At 71.7% G+C, this 17,638-nt stretch carries 16 protein-coding genes; 7 read left to right on the forward strand and 9 right to left on the reverse strand.

Annotated features, from left to right (window positions below; genetic code table 11):
• The first annotated feature begins 194 nt into the window (after nt 1-194).
• The 3 genes from PUR53_RS23315 (at nt 195) to PUR53_RS23325 (ending at nt 4,365) form a co-directional block, all read left to right on the forward strand.
• Nucleotides 195-1,094, forward strand: coding sequence for a class I SAM-dependent methyltransferase (locus PUR53_RS23315; RefSeq protein ID WP_329900022.1), 900 nt, complete (start codon nt 195-197; stop codon nt 1,092-1,094).
• Nucleotides 1,095-1,423: 329 nt separating this feature from the next.
• Nucleotides 1,424-2,539, forward strand: coding sequence for a C40 family peptidase (locus tag PUR53_RS23320; RefSeq protein WP_329900023.1), 1,116 nt, complete (start codon nt 1,424-1,426; stop codon nt 2,537-2,539).
• Between the two features lie 407 nt (nt 2,540-2,946).
• A complete protein-coding gene (locus PUR53_RS23325) occupies nt 2,947-4,365 on the forward strand; it encodes a PP2C family protein-serine/threonine phosphatase (protein WP_329900024.1) in 1,419 nt (472 codons plus the stop codon).
• A 12-nt stretch (nt 4,366-4,377) separates the two neighbouring features.
• Here PUR53_RS23325 and PUR53_RS23330 read toward each other — a convergent pair whose 3' ends face one another.
• From PUR53_RS23330 to PUR53_RS23340, 3 genes are all read right to left on the reverse strand, one after another.
• Nucleotides 4,378-4,722, reverse strand: coding sequence for a DUF2516 family protein (locus PUR53_RS23330; RefSeq protein ID WP_239760402.1), 345 nt, complete (start codon nt 4,720-4,722; stop codon nt 4,378-4,380).
• A gap of 232 nt (nt 4,723-4,954) precedes the next feature.
• The gene (locus PUR53_RS23335; protein ID WP_239755540.1) at nt 4,955-5,563 is read right to left on the reverse strand and encodes a hypothetical protein; all 609 of its coding nucleotides are present in this window, start codon (nt 5,561-5,563) and stop codon (nt 4,955-4,957) included.
• A gap of 86 nt (nt 5,564-5,649) precedes the next feature.
• On the reverse strand, nt 5,650-6,204 hold the full coding sequence (locus PUR53_RS23340) for a helix-turn-helix domain-containing protein (protein ID WP_329909542.1): 555 nt from the start codon (nt 6,202-6,204) through the stop codon (nt 5,650-5,652).
• A 230-nt stretch (nt 6,205-6,434) separates the two neighbouring features.
• On the opposite strand from PUR53_RS23340, the gene PUR53_RS23345 reads away from it, so the two are divergent.
• The gene (locus PUR53_RS23345; protein ID WP_329909543.1) at nt 6,435-7,214 is read left to right on the forward strand and encodes a hypothetical protein; all 780 of its coding nucleotides are present in this window, start codon (nt 6,435-6,437) and stop codon (nt 7,212-7,214) included.
• 184 nt (nt 7,215-7,398) lie between these two features.
• On the opposite strand, the gene PUR53_RS23350 is transcribed toward PUR53_RS23345, so the two are convergent.
• The 4 genes from PUR53_RS23350 to PUR53_RS23365 all read right to left on the reverse strand — a co-directional run bounded on the left by PUR53_RS23350 (nt 7,399) and on the right by PUR53_RS23365 (nt 10,879).
• A complete protein-coding gene (locus PUR53_RS23350) occupies nt 7,399-8,208 on the reverse strand; it encodes an ABC transporter permease (RefSeq protein WP_329900027.1) in 810 nt (269 codons plus the stop codon).
• Nucleotides 8,205-9,248: an ATP-binding cassette domain-containing protein gene (locus PUR53_RS23355; RefSeq protein WP_329900028.1), complete on the reverse strand. Its 1,044-nt coding sequence runs from the start codon at nt 9,246-9,248 to the stop codon at nt 8,205-8,207. Before PUR53_RS23355 ends, PUR53_RS23350 begins: the two co-directional genes overlap by 4 nt.
• A 151-nt stretch (nt 9,249-9,399) precedes the next feature.
• The gene (locus PUR53_RS23360) at nt 9,400-10,236 is read right to left on the reverse strand and encodes a DUF4097 family beta strand repeat-containing protein (RefSeq protein ID WP_329900029.1); all 837 of its coding nucleotides are present in this window, start codon (nt 10,234-10,236) and stop codon (nt 9,400-9,402) included.
• 112 nt (nt 10,237-10,348) lie between these two features.
• On the reverse strand, nt 10,349-10,879 hold the full coding sequence (locus PUR53_RS23365) for a toxin-antitoxin system HicB family antitoxin (RefSeq protein ID WP_329900030.1): 531 nt from the start codon (nt 10,877-10,879) through the stop codon (nt 10,349-10,351).
• Between the two features lie 511 nt (nt 10,880-11,390).
• On the opposite strand from PUR53_RS23365, the gene PUR53_RS23370 reads away from it, so the two are divergent.
• The 3 genes from PUR53_RS23370 to PUR53_RS23380 all read left to right on the forward strand — a co-directional run bounded on the left by PUR53_RS23370 (nt 11,391) and on the right by PUR53_RS23380 (nt 14,485).
• Nucleotides 11,391-12,290 (forward strand): GNAT family N-acetyltransferase, encoded by a 900-nt coding sequence (locus PUR53_RS23370; RefSeq protein ID WP_329900031.1) that lies wholly within the window; start codon nt 11,391-11,393, stop codon nt 12,288-12,290.
• 222 nt (nt 12,291-12,512) lie between these two features.
• Nucleotides 12,513-13,112: a DinB family protein gene (locus tag PUR53_RS23375; RefSeq protein ID WP_329909544.1), complete on the forward strand. Its 600-nt coding sequence runs from the start codon at nt 12,513-12,515 to the stop codon at nt 13,110-13,112.
• A 476-nt stretch (nt 13,113-13,588) separates the two neighbouring features.
• The gene (locus PUR53_RS23380; RefSeq protein ID WP_329909545.1) at nt 13,589-14,485 is read left to right on the forward strand and encodes a nitroreductase/quinone reductase family protein; all 897 of its coding nucleotides are present in this window, start codon (nt 13,589-13,591) and stop codon (nt 14,483-14,485) included.
• Between the two features lie 228 nt (nt 14,486-14,713).
• Here the strand turns inward: PUR53_RS23380 and PUR53_RS23385 are convergent, their stop codons facing one another.
• Nucleotides 14,714-16,912: a HelD family protein gene (locus tag PUR53_RS23385; RefSeq protein WP_329909547.1), complete on the reverse strand. Its 2,199-nt coding sequence runs from the start codon at nt 16,910-16,912 to the stop codon at nt 14,714-14,716.
• 76 nt (nt 16,913-16,988) lie between these two features.
• Nucleotides 16,989-17,636: a TetR family transcriptional regulator gene (locus PUR53_RS23390; RefSeq protein WP_329909548.1), complete on the reverse strand. Its 648-nt coding sequence runs from the start codon at nt 17,634-17,636 to the stop codon at nt 16,989-16,991.
• Nucleotides 17,637-17,638: the final 2 nt, after the last annotated feature.

Below are 17,638 nucleotides of genomic sequence, written 5' to 3' on the forward strand. Positions count from 1 at the left end.
GAGACGGAGGACGGCGGTCAGGCCCGGGGCCGGGAGCGGAGGACTGCGGTCAAGCCCGGGGCCAAGAGCGGAGGACGGCGGTCAGGCCCGGGGCCCGGAGGCAGGAGGACGGCGGTGAGGCCCGGGGCCGGGAGGCAGGAGGACGGCAGTGGGCCCCGGGGCACGGGGCCCAGGCGCGGACATACGCTCACCCCATGGCAAGACCTGTCGGCACCGTGACGCGCGGCACCACCAACCCCAACCGGCTGCGCCGCATGGACCGCTGGATCGCGGCGACGCACGGTGCCGCACTGCGCCGCGCCACCACCCCCCTCGCCGTCGACCTCGGCTACGGCGCCGCCCCCTGGACCGCCGTCGAACTTCTCCACCGCCTCCGTACGGCAGCACCCCGCACCGAGGTCGTCGGCGTCGAGATCGACCCGGCCAGGGTCACCGCGGCGCAGCCCTACGCATGCGAGGGCCTGACCTTCCGGCACGGCGGCTTCGAGGTGCCCGTACCGGGCCGCCCGACCCTCATCCGGGCGGCGAACGTACTCCGCCAGTACGACGAGGACGAGGTCGCCGCCGTCTGGGAACGCCTGTGCGCCCGCCTCGAACCGGCCGCGCCGCCCCCTCCCGGCACACCCCACCCCACCGCGAGCGCCCACTCCCCCACCGCGGGCGCCCACTCCCTTACTGCGGGCCCCCACTCCCCCACCGACCCGTACCCCTCCGGAGGTCTGCTCGTCGAGGGCACCTGCGACGAGATCGGCCGTCGGCACGTCTGGGTGGCCCTCGGCCCGGAGGGCCCCCGCACGGTCACCTTCGCCACCCGGCTCGGCTCGCTGGACCGCCCCTCCGACCTCGCCGAGCGCCTCCCGAAGGCACTCATCCACCGCAACGTCCCCGGCGAACCTGTCCACGCGTTCCTCCGCGATTTCGACCGGGCCTGGGCGGCCGCCGCGCCGTACGCCTCGTACGGCGCCCGGCAGCGGTGGATCCGCACGATCCGCATGCTGAGCGCGGACTGGCCGGTACGGGACGGGGTGTCGCGCTGGCGCCAGGGCGAAGTCACGGTGGCCTGGGAGGCGTTGGCGCCGCCGCAGCTCCGCTAGCCCAAGGCCGGACGACGGCCGGCTTCCCCTCCCCCGGCCCCCGCCCCCCGGCCCCCACTCCACCCGTCCACCACCCACCCACCCCCGCTACGATTACTCAGAGCAACATTTCCGTGACGCACGGGAACGATCCCCTCGGGTCGTTCGTCGGACAGGCGGGGACGATGTCACGCAGGTGGGAGCAGGGGAGGGAGGAAAAGGGGGCGGGGAGAAGTGAGTTCTTGCCCACCTCTGTCGCATTCCGCGACGCCGTGACACGATCACCCGGGCACCGGCAAGTTACTGACGGTTAATCAGTTCTGTTTCCATTGGGGTTGGGGGCAAGAGGTATGCGAGTCGGCAAGCGCAACCTGACCATGGCAGCCGTGGCCGTGGTCTGCGCGATGACCGTCCTGGGCGCACCGGTCACCGCGTACGCGAGCCAGACGAGTCCGACCGAGCCGACCCCGAGTCCGACGCCGACCCCCTCGGCATCAGCCTCGCCCGCCCCCGGCTCGACCCCGGTGACGAACGAGGACTTGGAACGCGTCCGCGCGAAGCTGGAAGGCCTCTACCACGACGCCGCGGTCGCGACGGACGCGTACAACGCGGCTGAGGAAAAGGCCGACAAGCAGTCCGAGGAGCTCGTCGACCTGGCCCACGAGGTCGTCAAGGGCCAGCAGAAGCTGGACAAGTTGCAGGACCTCATCGGCGCCGCGGCCCGCGCCCAGTACCGGGGCAGCGGCCTCCCGCCCGAGGTGCAGCTGTGGCTGACCGAGAACCCCCAGGACTTCCTGGAGGGGGCGGACCGCATCCGCCAGGGCCAGCTCGCCACCAAGGGGCTGCTCGCCGAAATGACCCGCACCCAGCAGGACTTGGAGCAGTACTCCAAGGACGCCTCCGCGCGCTGGGAGAAGCTGGAGACCAACCGCAAGGCCAAGGAGAAGGCCAAGAAGAAGATCAAGAAGCAGATCGCCGCCGCCGAGGAGCTGGAAGCGCAGTTGGAGGACGACGAGCGGGAGCGGCTGTCGCAGTTGGAGGAGGCGGCCGCGCAGAGGTCACAGGCGGCGTGGCTGGACTCCGGCATCCTCGCCGAGATCAACGGCAAGGCGTCGCCGCAGGGCAAGAAGGCCGTCGAGTTCGCCACGAAGCAAATAGGCAAGTGGTACGAATGGGGCGCCGAGGGGCCCGACACCTACGACTGCTCCGGCCTCACCAGCGAGGCGTGGGCCGCCGCCGGGTTGACCATCCCCCGCACCTCCCAGGAGCAGTGGCGGCAGCTCAAGCACATCGACATCCAGGACATGCGCCCCGGCGACCTCATCATCTACAACTCCGACGCCAGCCACGTCGCCATGTACCTGGGCGACGGCTCGATGGTCCACGCCCCCCGCCCGAACCGAAAGGTGACGATCGCGGGCGCGGGCACGATGCAGATCCTGGGCGTCGTACGCCCGGACGCGTGAGCCGGGGGGGGTGAGGCGGGAGCTTGACCCGGGGGCTTGAGGCAGCCGAACGGTGGCGCACCCCAACCCGGCCCGCCCCAGCCCGCCCCGCACCGCCCCCCTCCGTGAGCCACCCCTTCCGTGAGCCCCCGTGCCCCGCCCCCCCCATGCCCCCCGTGAGCCACCCCACGTGACTCGCGACACCTTCCCCTCCGGGCTCAACCTCCGGCGCGTGACATTCGTCATCCCAGGAGAAAGCCCTGCCATGTCCAAGTGCGGTACGTGATGCGGCATATGACGTCGGCCGTTTGCCACCCGGCGCCCCGCCGCCCATTCCGTTGCGGCGGCGCCTGGCGCTAAGGTCCCCGTCGGTGGGTCGAGGTCCCTCGCCCGCCGTGCCCTCGGGGGGAGGGAAGGAACCCAACACGATGCCCGTACCCGTACCGCGGCAGAGAGCGATCCCGGCCGTGGAGAGTGGTCAGGCGCACGCCGTGTCCGCGCCCAGCGGACCGTCCGGAGAGGGGGCTGCCATGAACGCTTCGGCCCTGGCCCCTGCAGACAACTCCACAAACCCGCCCGGCTCCCACGCCCCCGGCCCCGGTGCCACGGGCCCGGCCCCCCAGCCAGGCCCCACCAACCTCACGGTCCTCCTCATCGAGGACGACCCGGCGGGTTCCCTCAACGTGCCCGAACTGCTCGACTCGGCGGGCAAGCCGATCCGCGTCCGCACCGCCCGCAACCTCACCGAGGCCCAGCGGCTGCTGACCGACGACGTCAACTGCATCCTCCTGGACCTGGCACTCCCGGCCCCGGCCCGCCCGACCGACCCGGACACCGAGTCGGCCGACCGCCCCGACGACGAACTCGCCGTCCTCAAGTACGTCCTGGACCTGGCCCCCCGCCACGCGGTCCTGGCCCTCACCGACTCGGGCGACGCCGAGCGCGGCACGGAGGCGGTACGGGTGGGCGCACAGGACTACCTGTTCCGGGACGAAGTGGACAGCCGCCTCCTGAGCCGCGCGATCCGCTACGCGGTGGAGCGCAAGCGGTCCGACACGGCCGAGCGCCGGCTCACCGAGTCCAAACTGCGCGCCCAGGAGAACGCCCGCCTGGAACGGGGCCTGCTGCCGACCCCGCTCCTGGAGGGCTCTTCCCTGCGGTTCGCCGCCCGCTACCGGCCGGGCCGTTCCCGCGCCCTGCTCGGCGGCGACTTCTACGACACCGTCCGCACCCCGGACGGGACCGTGCACGTGATGATCGGCGACGTCTGCGGGCACGGCCCCGACGAGGCGGCGCTCGGCGTGGAGCTGCGCATCGCCTGGCGGGCGCTGACCTTCGCGGGGCTCTGCGGCGACGAACTGCTGTCCACGCTCCAGCGCGTCCTGGAGCACGAGCGCGAGAGCGACGAGATCTTCGCGACGCTCTGTACGGTCGACATCGCCCCCGACGGCCGCCGGGCGGGCCTCTGCCTGGCGGGCCACCCGTCCCCGCTGATCGCCCGCCACGGCCAGGGCGGCCGGCCGACCCCGCCGGCCGAGCTGCTGCCGTACGACAACGGCGGTCCCGCCCTCGGTCTGCTCCCGAACGCCCGCTGGCCGCGCACCCAGATCGAACTGGGCGCCGCGTGGAGTCTGATGCTCTACACCGACGGCCTGATCGAGGGCCGGATCGGCCAGGGCAAGGAGCGGCTGGGTCAGGACGGCATGGTGGAGATGGTCCGCCGCCAGCTCGCCGAGGGTCTGCGCGGCGAGGAGCTGCTGCGCGCCGCGGTGAACGAGGTCCGCGACCTCAACGGCGGCGAACTGACCGACGACGTGGCGGTCCTCCTGCTGGACCGGGAGGCCTGACCTCCGAGGAGGTCACCGACCGCCGTTGTACGGGCCGTACGGGCCGTCGCTGCTGGAGCCTCGGTTGCCGCCCCGGCCACCGCCGCCGGAGATCTGCCGCACCGCGGGACGTACGTCGACGATGTACACGATGCTGGCGATGAGGCCGATGATCGGCAGGAACGACAGGAGCGGGAACAGCAGGCTCACGACGAGCGCGATTCCGAGGATGATCAGCCAGAACACCTTGGTCTGCTTGTCCGTCGCACGGAACGCGTCCTCCCGCCGGAACGCGGCGTCGATCACCGCGAACGCGGCGAGTGCGATCACGACGAGCTGCAACAGCCCCATGAACCCCGCGAAGCCGCTCATCAGCATGGTGCCCACCACCGCCCGTTCCGTTCACGCATCCGAATGCCGACCGTTTCTCCCACGCGGCCACCGTACCCGTAGAACGGGCCGGCCACCCCAAAAGGTGCCCGGCCCGTCGTCGTACCGCGAGGTACTGAGAGGTACTGAGAGGTACCGAGAGGCACCACTCGCGTACCTCTCGCTCTGTCACCGACTCCGTCGTCGGCTATGTCGCCCACTGGGCGGCTCGCCGTGCCGCTTACTTGGCGGGCGGGGTGGTCTTCTTCGCGGCCGTCGTCTTCCGCGCCGGGGCCTTCTTCGGCGCGGGCTTCTTGGCGGCGGCGGGCGCGGGCGCGGCCTGGGCCGGGACCGGCTTCGCGGCCGCCGGCTCGTCCTTGACCTCGACCGGCTGGGACTTCGGCTCGACGGCGATCGCGAGCTCCTCGATCTCCTCCGCGGCCTCGCCACGCCAGGTCCGCACGGCCTGCTCACCGTGCTCGGCGACCCGCTCGTACGTCTCCCGGGCCTTCACCGCGTACTCGGCGGCGACGCCGACGCTGCGCAGCGCGAGGTCCTGAGCGGTCTCGCCGAGCTTCTTCAGGTCGGTGTCGAGGGTGCCGATGATCTCGGTGACCTTGGTCTGGAGGTTCTCCTGGGTCTCCTTGACGCGGGCGGTCGCCTTCTCCTGCACGGCCTTCGGGTCGGTCTGGCGTACGGCGTCGATCTTGGCCGGCGCCTCGGCGCGCAGCTGCTCGACGAGGCCGGGGACCTTCTTCGCCTGCTGGAGGGCGAGGTCGGCGGTGCCGGCGGCGAAGTAGAAGGGGGTCGGGTCGGTGACGGCCTTGCGGATGTCGTCGGTGATGGCCATGGTGAGGGTCCTCCGGTTGGCTTGCGACTGAGGGTTTTGTGTCGTTCTGGTCCGGTTCGACAGCTTCGTTGTGGTCGTTCGCGTGGTCAACTCGCCGTCCGCCGCGGACCGGCATCGCCACCGTCGGCCGTACGAGGGCCGGGGGCCGACGCTTCTTCGGCGCCCGCGGCATCCACTGCCGCACCGGTCCCCGCGCCGGCGACGTGGTCGGTCCCGACGTCGCCCCCGGTCGCCACCGGGACCTCGCTGTCGGCTTCGACCTCGATCTCAACCCCGACCCCGACCCCGATCTCGAATCCGTTCTCCTTGCGGAAGGACTCGTAGATCTGGAGCAGCACCTGCTTCTGCCGCTCGTTCAGCGTGGGATCGGCGAGGATGACGGCACGTGTCTCGACCTCGTCCCGGTCCCGCTCGGCGTCGAGGATGCCGGCCCGCACGTACAGCGTCTCGGCGGAGATCCGCAGCGCCTTGGCGACCTGCTGCAGCACCTCCGCGCTCGGCTTGCGCAGCCCGCGCTCGATCTGGCTCAGATACGGATTCGACACCCCGGCGGCGTCGGCGAGCTGCCTGAGCGACAGCTGCGCGTTTCGCCGCTGTTCACGCAGGTACTCACCGAGATTGCCGACGTTGAGCGATGCCATGCCCCCACCATGCCCCACCCCCGCTAACTATTGCAAGCACCCGCTTGCAAAAGTGCGCTAGACCACTGCGATGGGGTGACGGGTCGGGATTCCGCGGTGATCGAATCGTTGCCGCGTCGCGTACAACCGGGCCCGGTCCTCTGCTGTCCCATCTTCAGCCGCGGGGGTGAACCTCCGGCCGACGCGCCCACGCGCTCGGTCCAGGCTGCGAGGGAAAGGGCGGGCGGAGCATGGGGAAGACGATGTGGAGAGCGGTGGTGGCCGGTGGGGCGGCGATCGTGTTCACCGGGGCGGTGGCGGTGCCGGCCGGAGCGGCGGAGGGCGGGGTCTCCTTCAGCCGGGTCGCGGTGAACGGTGGGAAGCCGATCGTGATCGGGGTCAAGGGGGAGGTCGAGGTGCGTGCGGTCTTCCGGATGACGACCAAGCTGAAGTACGACTTCGGGCCGACCGTGTTCCCCTACCGGGGCAAGCTCGACAACGCGGACACAGTGCACAGCGCCGTCATCACCAGCGACTGCGAGGTCGTGGACAAGGCGAAGGGAATCTGCGACTTCGAGGAATGGCTGTACATCGACCCGCAGCACCCTGACTTCGGGAACGAGGACGTCGGCACCTGGAAGACCGCTGCTCGGGTCTCCCTTGCCGGCGACGCCCACGACACTGACGACGAGAACCTCCCGTTGCGGATCCAGCGGGCCACACGAGTCACCGTCAACGCCTCGCCGGAGCCGGTCACGCAGGGGAAGACCATCACCGTGACCGGGCGGATCACCCGGGCGAACTGGGACACCCACACGTATCAGGGCTACGCGGGCCGCACGGTGAGCCTGCAGTTCAAGGCGGCGGGCTCCTCCTCCTACGCGACCGTCACGAAAGCGAAATCGAGCAGTACGGGTGCGCTCAGGACCACGGTGAAGGCCACGGGGCCGGGTACGTGGCGGTGGACGTACTACGGGAACTCCACGTCCGGAGCGAAGTCGTCGGCCGGGGATCACGTCGCCGTGCGATGAGCGACGTGCGCGGACCCGACCCCGACCCCGACCCCGACCCCGCCCGCTCGCCGGGTTCCGTCGCCACCGCCTTCGCGGTGCGCAGCGGAGCCCTCCGCGGGGGTCAGCGGAGGGCTCGGCGGGGGGGGTCGGCGGGGGGGGGCTCGTCGGGGTCAGCGGAGGGACCCGCGAAGGGGCCGCGGGGTCAGTTGCGGACGCCCCGCTTGAAGGCGGACTTGGACCAGAGGTAGCCGGTGAGGCCGATGGCCGTGCACCAGGTCAGGGCGATCCAGCCGCTGTTGCCGATTTCCGTGCCCATCAGCAGGCCACGGAGGGTCTCGTTGATGGGGGTGAAGGGCTGGTGTTCGGCGAACCAGCGCAGACCGGTCGGCATGGAGTCGGTGGGGACGATGGCGCTGCCCAGGAAGGGGAGGAAGGTGATGGGCATGGGCATGTTGCTCGCGGACTCGACGGTCTTGGCGACCAGGCCCATCCCGGCCGCGAGCCAGGTCAGGGCGAGGGCCAGGACGGTCAGCAGGCCGACCACGGCGAGCCACTCCAGGGCGGTGGCGTTCGGCCGGAAGCCGATGGCCAGGGCCACGCCGGTGACCACGACGGTGCCGAGGACGGTCTGGACGAGGTTGCCCAGGACGTGGCCGGTGAGGAACGAGGCCCGGGAGATCGACATGGTGCGGAAGCGGTTCACGATGCCCTCGGTCATGTCCATGCACACGCTGAGGGCGGCCCCGATGCAGCCGGTGGCGACGGTCATCAGGATGATGCCGGGCGCCACGTAGTCGATGTAGTCGGCGTCGGACGCGCCGCCGCCCTGCGGCGCCTGCGGGACCTGGATGCCGGCGCCGAGTGCGCCGCCGAAGGCGTAGTTGAAGAGGAGCAGGAAGAGGACCGGCATCATCACGATGGTGATGACGACGGACGGGTAGCGGATCGCGCGCTTGATGTTGCGGCGGAACATGGTGACGGAGTCACGGGCCGCGTAGCTGACGCTGCTCATCGGGAGATCTCCTGCTGCTGCTTGTCGCCGGTCAGGGTGAGGAAGACGTCGTCGAGGTCAGGGGTGTGCTGGGAGAGCGCCTCGGGGGTGACGCCGGCGCCGTCGAGGATGTCCAGGACCGCGCGGAGGGTGGGGACGGTGCCGTCGGAGGGGATCTGGAGGGTGAGTTCCTCGTCGTCGCGAGCGGTCGCGGCGAAGTGGGACGCGGCCAGCTCCAGGGCCTCGGCATCGGCGAACCTGAGCGAGATGTGACCGCCGGGGATCAGGCGCTTGAGCTCCTCCGCCGTACCTTCGGCGACCAGCTTCCCGCCGTCGAGCACGGCGATACGGTCGGCCAGTTGGTCGGCCTCCTCCAGGTACTGGGTGGTGAGGAAGATCGTCACGCCGTCCTCGTCGACCAGGGAGCGGATGATCTCCCACATGGTGCGGCGGGAGCGCGGGTCCAGGCCGGTCGTGGGCTCGTCGAGGAAGATGATGCGCGGGTCGCCCACCAGCGTCATCGCCAGGTCGAGCTTGCGGCGCATCCCGCCCGAGTAGGTGGCGACGGGCTTGCGGGCGGCCTCGGTGAGGTCGAAGCGGGCGAGCAGCTCGGCGGCGCGGCGTCGGCCCTCGCGGCGGGACAGGTGGTGCAGGTCGGCCATGAGCAGCAGGTTCTCCTCGGCGTTGAGGAGGTTGTCGACGGCGGCGAACTGGCCGGTGACGCCGATGAGTTTGCGTACGGCGTCGGGCTCGCGGTCCAGGTCGTGACCGGCGAGGCGGGCGGTGCCGGAGTCTGCGGCGATCAGCGTCGACAGGATCTGGACGGTCGTGGTCTTGCCCGCGCCGTTGGGGCCGAGCAGGGCGAAGACGGTGCCGGCCGGGATGTCGAGGTCGATACCGCGCAGGACCTGTTTGTCGCCGTACGACTTGGTCAGGGCGGTGGCGGTTAGGCCGGCGGTGGGGATACCTGCCGTGGCGGGGCCGGCGGTGGTGGTGTCGCGGTCGGGGTGCGGTGTGTTCGTGGCGCCTGACGCGCTGGACGCACGATTTGATGCGGGCATGACAGATAGCTCCTTGGCGGAGTTCGGGAGGGGAGGGAGAGGGGCCTCTGCGGAGAGCGGCGGGGGGCCTGGGCGGGGGCTACGGGCCGCGCCGCCCGCCGGTTACGGGCCGGCGTCGCCCGTAGCCGTCAGGCCCGGCGGATGTGGACCGTCAGGCCCGGCGGATGTGGATGTCGCCGACCGAGGTGCGGGCGGTGACCTCCACCGTGTCGGCGGCGTCGCCGGGGCCGTCGGCGGAGCCGAGGGTGCTGCGCAGGACACCGACCTTGGTGTGGACGTCGAGCCACACGGCGGTCGTCTCGGGGATACCGACCTCCAGGTCACCGGTGGAACCGCGCAAGGTGACCTTGCCGCGGCTGACGCGGCCCAGCCGGATACCACCGTTGGCGGACTTGGCCTCCACGTCGGCGTGGGCGGCGCCGACGTCGATCCGGCCGTTGGCGGAGGAGATCTCCAACGTGCCGGTGATCTCGGCGAGTTCGGTGTCACCGTTGCCGTTCTTGACGACCAGGCCGCCCTCCACCGTGCCGACGGTGACACGGCCGGCCGCGATGATCTCGACCGAGGCGGTGGCGCGGTCCAGGTGGACCATGCCGAGTTCGCTCTTCAGCCGGGCGGTGGTGGTCTCCTCCACGTGGAGGTCACCGACCGAGGTCTTCAGCCGGGTCTCGCCGAGGCGTCCGGAGCAGTGGAAGTCACCGACCTGGGTGGTGCCCTCCAGGGTGGAGCCGGTCGGCAGGGCGATGGTGATGTCGATGCCACCGACCTTCCCGAAGGGCGAGTTCTTGCGCGGGCCCTTCACCGTGAGGACTCCGCCGGAGCAGGTCACCTTCGTCTGGCCGACGGCCTTGAGGTCCGCGTCGGAGGCGGGGTTGGCGGGCTGGACGTCGACGACGGTGTCCGTGCGGTCGGAGGCGATGATCCGGGTGTTGCCGATGGAGTACTCCACGATCGCGGTGATCGCCTCAGGGGTGTCGTAAGAAGGCATGACGGATCTCCCGTCCTCTCTGGAGGGGTGGGTGACGGTGGGGCGGGTGGCGAGGGTGGGGCGAAGGTACGGGTGCGGGTCCGGGGCGGGCCTGGGGCTCTGGGCCGCAGGCTCAGCGGACCCAACCGGTGAAGTTGCGGTCGCCGGGCGCGCGGTTCGGCGCGGGGGCGGGGGGCGGGCCCGTACGGGCGCCGGGTCCCGGGGTGAGGGCGGCGGAGGTGGCACGGACCAGCCAGGCGTTGACCGAGAGCCCCTCGCGGCCGGCCGCCTCCTCCAGACGGGCCTTGAGGTGGGCGGGGAGGCGGAAGTTGATACGGGCCGAGGCGCCGTCGTCGCTCTCCGGCACGGGGGGCGGGGCGGGTGACTCGACCCACGGTGCGGCTGCCTCCTGGACCGTGGTGGGCGGCAGGGTCACCACGAACTCCGGGTCTGCACCTCGGAGTCGCACGTCGACCGAGCCGGGAGCCAGCTCTCGGGTGACCTCGCCCATCGCCGCCGAGAGGGCGGTGAGGAGGGTGAGGCGGGCGGCGGAGTCCAGGGGCGCGACGAGGCGCTCGGCCAATGCCCGGGCCTCGTCACCGCCGGCCTCGGCGGCGACGACGAGCTCCTGGCGGAGGCGGTCGACGTAGGGGGTGAGGTCCATGACGCCATCATGGCACATCGATGGCGCCATGTGAAGCCGGAGTGGCACAGGCGGGGCGTCAGCGATCCGGCCGACCGAGCGAGGACGGAACGATTGTCGCAGGTGAGAGCCACTTTTGGGCACGGTGCACGGCGAGGCACATTGGGGCGCGATGGGGCTTCCGACGAGCCGCCGACGCCTCCAAACGGCACCGATGCAGCATCATGTGGCGCCACATTTGGCACTTCATGGCACCGCATGACATCACCTGGCATCGGGTGGCGCCATCGAGCATCACCAAGCGCCAGGGTGGCGCCACAGGGGCACCGGCGCGGCGCAACGCGACCAACGGGTGGCATCACCCACGACGAGCCGACGTTTTCCGGACAACGATCGCGAGCGCGCCCTCGCCCGCCGCCCCGCCCCCCGCGCCGCCGACGGTCCCGCCCCGCCCTGCCTCTCATGGGGGCGCCGCTCCCCCACCCTGGCGGAAAAGCGCGAGGCACCTCCGCGGCGCGGGAAATCATGAGGCATGCGCCCGGATGACTGGCACCTCACCGAAGACGTCCACGAGTACCTCGCCCGAGCCGGGGACTTCCTGCGCTCGCGCCCCGCCCTGCACACCATGCACCTGACGGCGACCGAGAAGCACCGAGCGAACGTCACACCGTCCTCGCACCACCCCGAAGCCCCCGTATTCGGCCGGCTGGAGCGCGACGGCGAGGTCCACGCCGGCTTCTACCAGCGCGCCTCGACAAGCCCCCTGAGCCTCACCTCCGTGACCCCCGAGCAGGCCGACGCGCTCGCCGCGCGGTTGGCCGACCTGGGGCACCCGGTTCGCGGAGTCAGCGCGGACCACGACGCGTCGACCGCCTTCGCCGAGGCCTGGCAGCGGCGTACGGGCGCGGAGCCGGTGGTCACCACGCGGCTGCACCTCTACCGCCTCGGCACGCTCACCCCACCCGACCCCTTCCCGGAAGGCCGGGGGCACATCGTGGGCGAGCGGGACCGCGAGCAACTCATCCGCTGGTGCCGTGAGTTCTGTGTCGATGTCGGGGAGCAGCACTCCATCGACCTGATCGACGCCGGCGCCTGGGACGACTCACGCTTCGGGGACAGGAACTTCACGTTCTGGCAGACCCCGGACGGCAGCCCCGTCTCCATGGCCGCCGCGACCTCGATCGTCGGCGGCATGGTCAGGGTGGACCCCGTCTACACCCCGGCCCACCTCCGGGGTCGCGGCTACGCGGGGGCCGTCACGGTCGAGGCGAGCCGTGCCGCGCTGGCCGCCGGCGCGAAGGAGGTCGTGCTGTTCACGGACCCCGGCAACCCCACCAGCAACGCCCTGTACCAGCGCCTCGGATACGTCCGCCTCACCGACTTCACGGTCTACGACTTCTCGTCGGCCATGCCCGAGCCCGAGGCCGCCTGAGAACCGCGCTACGGTCCCCCGACAAGCGGCTGGCGGGTGGGCGCGAGATAGGAACGACGCATCCCTGGCACGCCTGATGACACGGGCCTGCCGACATGAGCCTGCTGGTCGGCGGGCCGCCGGAGATCAGTCAGGAGTGGCCGGCGGAGCAGGAACCGAGAGGCGGGGCGCGGGGAGCGGATATGCGGTGGACAAAGATCCTGGGGACGGGAGACTGGGGGCATGAGCGCCGCCGACACTGACGCCAAGGCCGATCTCCACCGTTATCTGCAAGCCGCCCGCGATGCCCTGTTGTGGAAGCTCGACGGGCTGTCGGAGTACGACGCCCGCCGCCCGCTGACGCCGACCGGCACCAACCTCCTGGGGCTGCTGAAGCACACCGCCCGTGTCGAACTGGGCTATCTCGGCGACACGTTCGGACGGCCCTCGACGGAACCCCTGGCCCAGCTCGACTTCGACGCCGACCCCAACGCGGACATGTACGCCACCGCCGCCGAGTCCCGCGAGGACATCGTGGGCGTCTACCGCCGGGCCTGGGCCCACGCGGACGCGACCATCGACGCGCTGCCGCTGGACACCGTCGGCCGGGTGCCGTGGTGGCCCGACGGCCGGGACGAGGTGACGCTGCACCACGCCGTCGTCCGCGTGATCGCCGACACCCACCGCCACGCCGGCCACGCCGACATCCTCCGGGAACTCATCGACGGCACGGTGGGCATGAACGACGGCAACACCAACGTCCCGTCGAACGACCCGGCGTGGTGGGAGGACTATCGGGACCGTCTGGAACGCATGGCCAAGGAGGCCGACGGAAAAGCATGAAACGGGCTGCCAGCAGGCGTACGCAAAAGGACATTCCGCAGGCCTGCCCCTGAATACGTATTGCCCGGTCCTACCGCCATCCCTTATCGTGGGCGCATGACTGCCGGGTCGGCCTTGTGCCGTGAGCGGATGGGTTACCCGGCCTCCGAGTGAGGCCGGGGCGGGCCAGGAGCCCGCCCGTTGAAGTTCCGCGCGCCTCCATGACGTTCTCCAACACCGTTGCGTCCTCTCGGTGTTCTGTCGCGCGCGTCGAACTCCCCTTCACACCAACACCGCAACGCGCCATGCCTCTTGCCGCGCATTCCGCCGCCGCCCGCATTCCACCGCTTCCGTCGACCCTTCCTCTGTCGACGCGCATTCCGATGGAAACGTACTGACGGCAATGTGCTGACGGCAATGTGCTGACGCGCGCGCCGCGGTAATCACCCATGCCCGAATTCCGCGACGCAGCACGTCGCCGTCTCCGAAAGCAGAGAATGCCCAACCCCTTCAACCAGCAAGTCATCGACGAATTCCGCACCCGTCACGGCGAGGTCGGCGGCTATTTCGAAGGCGCCCGTCTGATCCTCCTCACCACCACCGGCGCCCGGACCGGCAACCCGCACACCACCCCCCTCGGCTACCTCCCCGACGGCGACGGCGCGATCCTGGTCATCGCGTCGGCCGGGGGATCGCCCCGCCACCCCGACTGGTACCGGAACATCACGGCCGACCCCCGGGTCACCGTGGAGAGCGGGGCCTTCACCTACGAGGCCGAGGCCGTCGTCCTGCACGGCGAGGAGCGGGACCGGGCCTTCGCGCGGGCCGTCGAAAGTGAGCCGGGGTGGGCCGAATACCAGGCGAAGACGGACCGTACGATCCCGGTCGTCGCCCTGCGCGAGGTGCCCGTGGCCGGACCGCCGAACGTCAACGCCGACTCCATGGGCGAGGCCCTCAAGGTCGTCCATGACGCCTTCCGGCGCGAACTCGCCCTGATCAAGAAGGAGTTGATCGACAGCGGCGGCAGGGCCGGACTCGGCGCCCAGCTCCGCGTCAACTGCCTCACCTTCTGCCAGGGGCTGCACAACCACCACACCGGCGAGGACATGGGCCTGTTCCCCTTCCTCGGCGAACGCCACCCCGAGCTGGCCCCCACCCTGACCCGCCTCCACGAGGAGCACGAGCGCATCGCCGCCCTCGTCGAGGATCTGCGCCGGGTGGTGACGGCCGAGAACGCCGACCCCGTCGCCGTACTCCCCGAGGTGGAGCGCCTCATCGACGAACTCGAAGCCCATCTCGCCTACGAGGAAGAGCAGTTGATCCCGGCCCTGGAGGCCGCGGTGCAGCCCGCCGAGTGGGCAGCTGAGCGCGAGGGCGAGAGCGCGGCCTCGTGAGAGAGGCACGGACGCGGGCCCGTCGGACCGTGTGAACCACCGGCGAGCGGCGGCCACGAGCCCCCTGGGGGGGGAGGGAGATCGAGCTCGCGCCGCCGCTCACCGGCACCCGCTCACCGTAGTCACGGCCCTGATCAGCGAGGTGCCGGTACGGTCATGACTCCGCCGCCTTCCGGTAACACGCCCCGCCACCCGCACACCCACCCCCATTCGCCGCCCCGGCCCGCGTCACCACGGCAGCGCACGCGCGTGCACCACGTCCAGTCGTGACACCGCCCGGGTGAGGACGACGTACAGGCGGTGCAGCCCCCGATCCTCGGCCGCCGCGATCGCCGCCGGTTCGACGACCACGACATGGTCGTACTCCAGGCCCTTCGCCACCCTCGCCCCCAACACCGTGACACGCGCCCGGAGTTCGTCCGGGCCGCCCGCCGTGATCCCGGCCTCGTCGAGCGCCTGCCGCAGCCGTACGACGTCGGGTCCGTCGGCCGCGATGACCCCGACGGACCCCTCACGCCCGAGCGCGTCCCGCACGGCGGCGACGGCCTCGGCGACGACGACCGTCCCGATCCCCGCCCCCTCCGTACCTCCTGGCCCCTCGATACCTCCTGGCCCCTCCGTACCTCCTGCCCCCTCCACCCTCCTGATCCGCAGCTCCCCGTCCCTCCGCAGGGACCGTGCGGCGGGCACGTCCACCCCCAGGCGCCCCAGCAGCCCGTTCGCCAGTCCCACGACGGCCTGCGGCACCCGGAACCCCGTGGTCAGCGGGACGACACGGGCGTCCGGCTTGCCCAGGTGGGCGAGGAGGCCGGGCCAGTCGCGGGCGGCCCACGGGGTCGTCCCCTGGGCGAGGTCGCCCAGGACGGTCACCGAGCCGTAGGCCGCCCGACGGGCGATCGCGCGGCACTCCATCGGGGAGAGGTCCTGCGCCTCGTCGACGACGACATGGCCGTAGCCGTCGGGGTGGGCGAGGAGCCCCGCGACCTCGTCGAGGAGGACGAGATCGGCGGCCGACCAGCGGGCCGACCGCCAGGTGCGCGGCGGCTTCGCCCAGCCGATGGCCGCCTGCTCGTCCGCGTCGAGCAGCCTCTCCGCCGCGTCGGCGAGCGCGTCCGGGTCCCCGAGCAGCCGGGCCACGACCTCCTCCGGCCGGACCTTCGGCCATACGGCGTCGACGTACGCGCCGACCGGCCGCGACCGCGAGATCCGGTGCAGCCAGGCGTTCGGGCGCGGCCCGGCCCGCCGCTCCGCCTGCTCCCGCAGCAACCGGACCACCCGCGCCCGGACCCGCTCCCGCCCGACGTCGTACGGCAGTTGCTCGGCGCGTACGTCCGCCACGATCCGTCGCAGTTCGTCCCCGGACACCCGCCAGCGATACGAGCCCTCCGCCAGGACGAGGGTGCCGAACACATCCCCTCGCTCCGCCCGCTCCCCGGATCCGCCCCCGCCCGCGCCCGCGCCCGCGACGCCGGCGTACAGCGCTCGTCGGAGCACCTCCGCCATCCGGGCGTCGTGCTTCACGACCGCCGCCCGCTCGGCGTCCTCCGCCCTCACCTCGTGCCGGGCGATCTCGTCCGTGACCGTCGACTGGCGTACGCCCGTCTCGCCCAGCGCGGGCAGCACCTCCGCGATGTACGAGAGGAACGTGCGGTTGGGGCCGAGGATCAGCAGTCCGCTGCGACGGATGCGCTGGGGGTGGGTGTAGAGGAGGTACGCGGCGCGGTGCAGCCCGACGGCCGTCTTGCCGGTGCCGGGGGCGCCCTGCACACAGACGGAGGTCGCGAGATCCGCCCGCACGAGATCGTCCTGCTCCGGCTGGATGGTGGCCGCGATGTCCCGCATCGGACCGAGCCGAGGCCGCTCGATCTCGGCGGCGAGGAGACTGCCCGGGGAGGATGTATCAACACCAGTAGCAGCACCAGCACCAGCCAGGTGCTCGTCCTCCAGCCCCGTGAGGTCGGCCGAGTCCCCCCGACTCCCCGGTGCCCACCCGAAACGACGCCGGACGGCGACCCCCTGGGGATCACGGGAACTCGCCTGGTAGAAGGCCCGCGAAACCGGCGCCCGCCAGTCCACGACGAGCGGTGGCACACCAGGGTCCTCGCTGATCCGCAGCCGCCCGAGGTGATAGCTCTGCCCGGCGTGGTCGCCGCGGCCGTGAGCGGCGAAGTCGAGCCGCCCGAAGAACAGCGGCCCCTCCGGCAACTCGCGCATCTCCTTGGCACGGCTGCGCAGCCGGTACCCGAGCACCTCCGCGTCGGCGCCCGAGGCGGAGACGTCCACGCCGACGACGACCTGCTCGTCCGCCCCCTCGACCATGGCGGCGAGAGCGGCGCGGCAGGTGTCGTGGTACGCGCGTTCCCGGGCCAGGACGTCCTGGAGGAGGGCGGAATCGGAGGCGGGGTCGGCGGGTTCGCGAGGCGTCATTCCGCCGAGCGTACCGAAAACGCAACCGGGTTACATTTATTACCGAGAATCAAGCACGCTCGGAGGCGCACCCTCCTCAACACACCCCGAGCGGCAGAGCCCCCTCCAACCGCCCGAACACCCGCTCGGCAGCGGCGACGGCATCCCGCTCGACCTCCTCCAGCGGATCCCCGCGCTCCACCCGCCGCCGGTTCTCCTCCGCGAGCACCCGCCGTACGGTCACAATCTGCCCGGCGGCGACCCGCGCGTCGAGCCCGCCCCCGAGCACCTCGGCGAGCGCCGCCTCGGCCCGCTCCAGATGGCCGTACGCGCGCGCGACCAGCGACGGCGTCCCGTAGAGCAGCCGGTGGAAGGCGAGCACCTGCGGATGGTCGCTCAACCCGGTCACCGGGTCCCGTCGGGCCAGCCCCGCCAGAAAATGCGCCCGCACGGCCCCGACCACCGACTCGCCCTCGGCCCGCCCCGCGACCACCCGCGCCGTCTCGTCCTCGTGATCGGCGATCCGGTACAGCACGAGGTCCTCCTTCGCCGGGAAGTACCGGAAGAGCGTCGGCTTCGAGATCTCGGCCGCCGCGGCCACCTCGGCCACGGACACCGCGTCGAACCCCTTCTCCAGAAACAGCCGGATCGCCACGTCCGACACCGTCTCGTACGTCCGCCGCTTCTTCCGCTCCCGCAGCCCGCTGCCGCCGTCGCCCCGGCTCCCGCTCCCGCTCTCACTCATGC

Origin of the sequence: Streptomyces sp. SP18BB07, assembly GCF_036322545.1 — a bacterium.
GTDB classification, from domain to species: domain Bacteria; phylum Actinomycetota; class Actinomycetes; order Streptomycetales; family Streptomycetaceae; genus Streptomyces; species Streptomyces deccanensis.

Excerpts from the sequence above, each read along its gene's own strand:
- PUR53_RS23315 (WP_329900022.1), top strand. The coding sequence starts at position 195 with ATGGCAAGACCTGTCGGCACCGTGACGCGCGGCACCACCAACCCCAAC.
- PUR53_RS23320 (WP_329900023.1), top strand. The coding sequence starts at position 1,424 with ATGCGAGTCGGCAAGCGCAACCTGACCATGGCAGCCGTGGCCGTGGTC.
- PUR53_RS23325 (WP_329900024.1), top strand. The coding sequence starts at position 2,947 with ATGCCCGTACCCGTACCGCGGCAGAGAGCGATCCCGGCCGTGGAGAGT.
- PUR53_RS23330 (WP_239760402.1), bottom strand. The coding sequence starts at position 4,722 with ATGCTGATGAGCGGCTTCGCGGGGTTCATGGGGCTGTTGCAGCTCGTC.
- PUR53_RS23335 (WP_239755540.1), bottom strand. The coding sequence starts at position 5,563 with ATGGCCATCACCGACGACATCCGCAAGGCCGTCACCGACCCGACCCCC.
- PUR53_RS23340 (WP_329909542.1), bottom strand. The coding sequence starts at position 6,204 with ATGGCATCGCTCAACGTCGGCAATCTCGGTGAGTACCTGCGTGAACAG.
- PUR53_RS23345 (WP_329909543.1), top strand. The coding sequence starts at position 6,435 with ATGGGGAAGACGATGTGGAGAGCGGTGGTGGCCGGTGGGGCGGCGATC.
- PUR53_RS23350 (WP_329900027.1), bottom strand. The coding sequence starts at position 8,208 with ATGAGCAGCGTCAGCTACGCGGCCCGTGACTCCGTCACCATGTTCCGC.
- PUR53_RS23355 (WP_329900028.1), bottom strand. The coding sequence starts at position 9,248 with ATGCCCGCATCAAATCGTGCGTCCAGCGCGTCAGGCGCCACGAACACA.
- PUR53_RS23360 (WP_329900029.1), bottom strand. The coding sequence starts at position 10,236 with ATGCCTTCTTACGACACCCCTGAGGCGATCACCGCGATCGTGGAGTAC.
- PUR53_RS23365 (WP_329900030.1), bottom strand. The coding sequence starts at position 10,879 with ATGGACCTCACCCCCTACGTCGACCGCCTCCGCCAGGAGCTCGTCGTC.
- PUR53_RS23370 (WP_329900031.1), top strand. The coding sequence starts at position 11,391 with ATGCGCCCGGATGACTGGCACCTCACCGAAGACGTCCACGAGTACCTC.
- PUR53_RS23375 (WP_329909544.1), top strand. The coding sequence starts at position 12,513 with ATGAGCGCCGCCGACACTGACGCCAAGGCCGATCTCCACCGTTATCTG.
- PUR53_RS23380 (WP_329909545.1), top strand. The coding sequence starts at position 13,589 with ATGCCCAACCCCTTCAACCAGCAAGTCATCGACGAATTCCGCACCCGT.
- PUR53_RS23385 (WP_329909547.1), bottom strand. The coding sequence starts at position 16,912 with ATGACGCCTCGCGAACCCGCCGACCCCGCCTCCGATTCCGCCCTCCTC.
- PUR53_RS23390 (WP_329909548.1), bottom strand. The coding sequence starts at position 17,636 with ATGAGTGAGAGCGGGAGCGGGAGCCGGGGCGACGGCGGCAGCGGGCTG.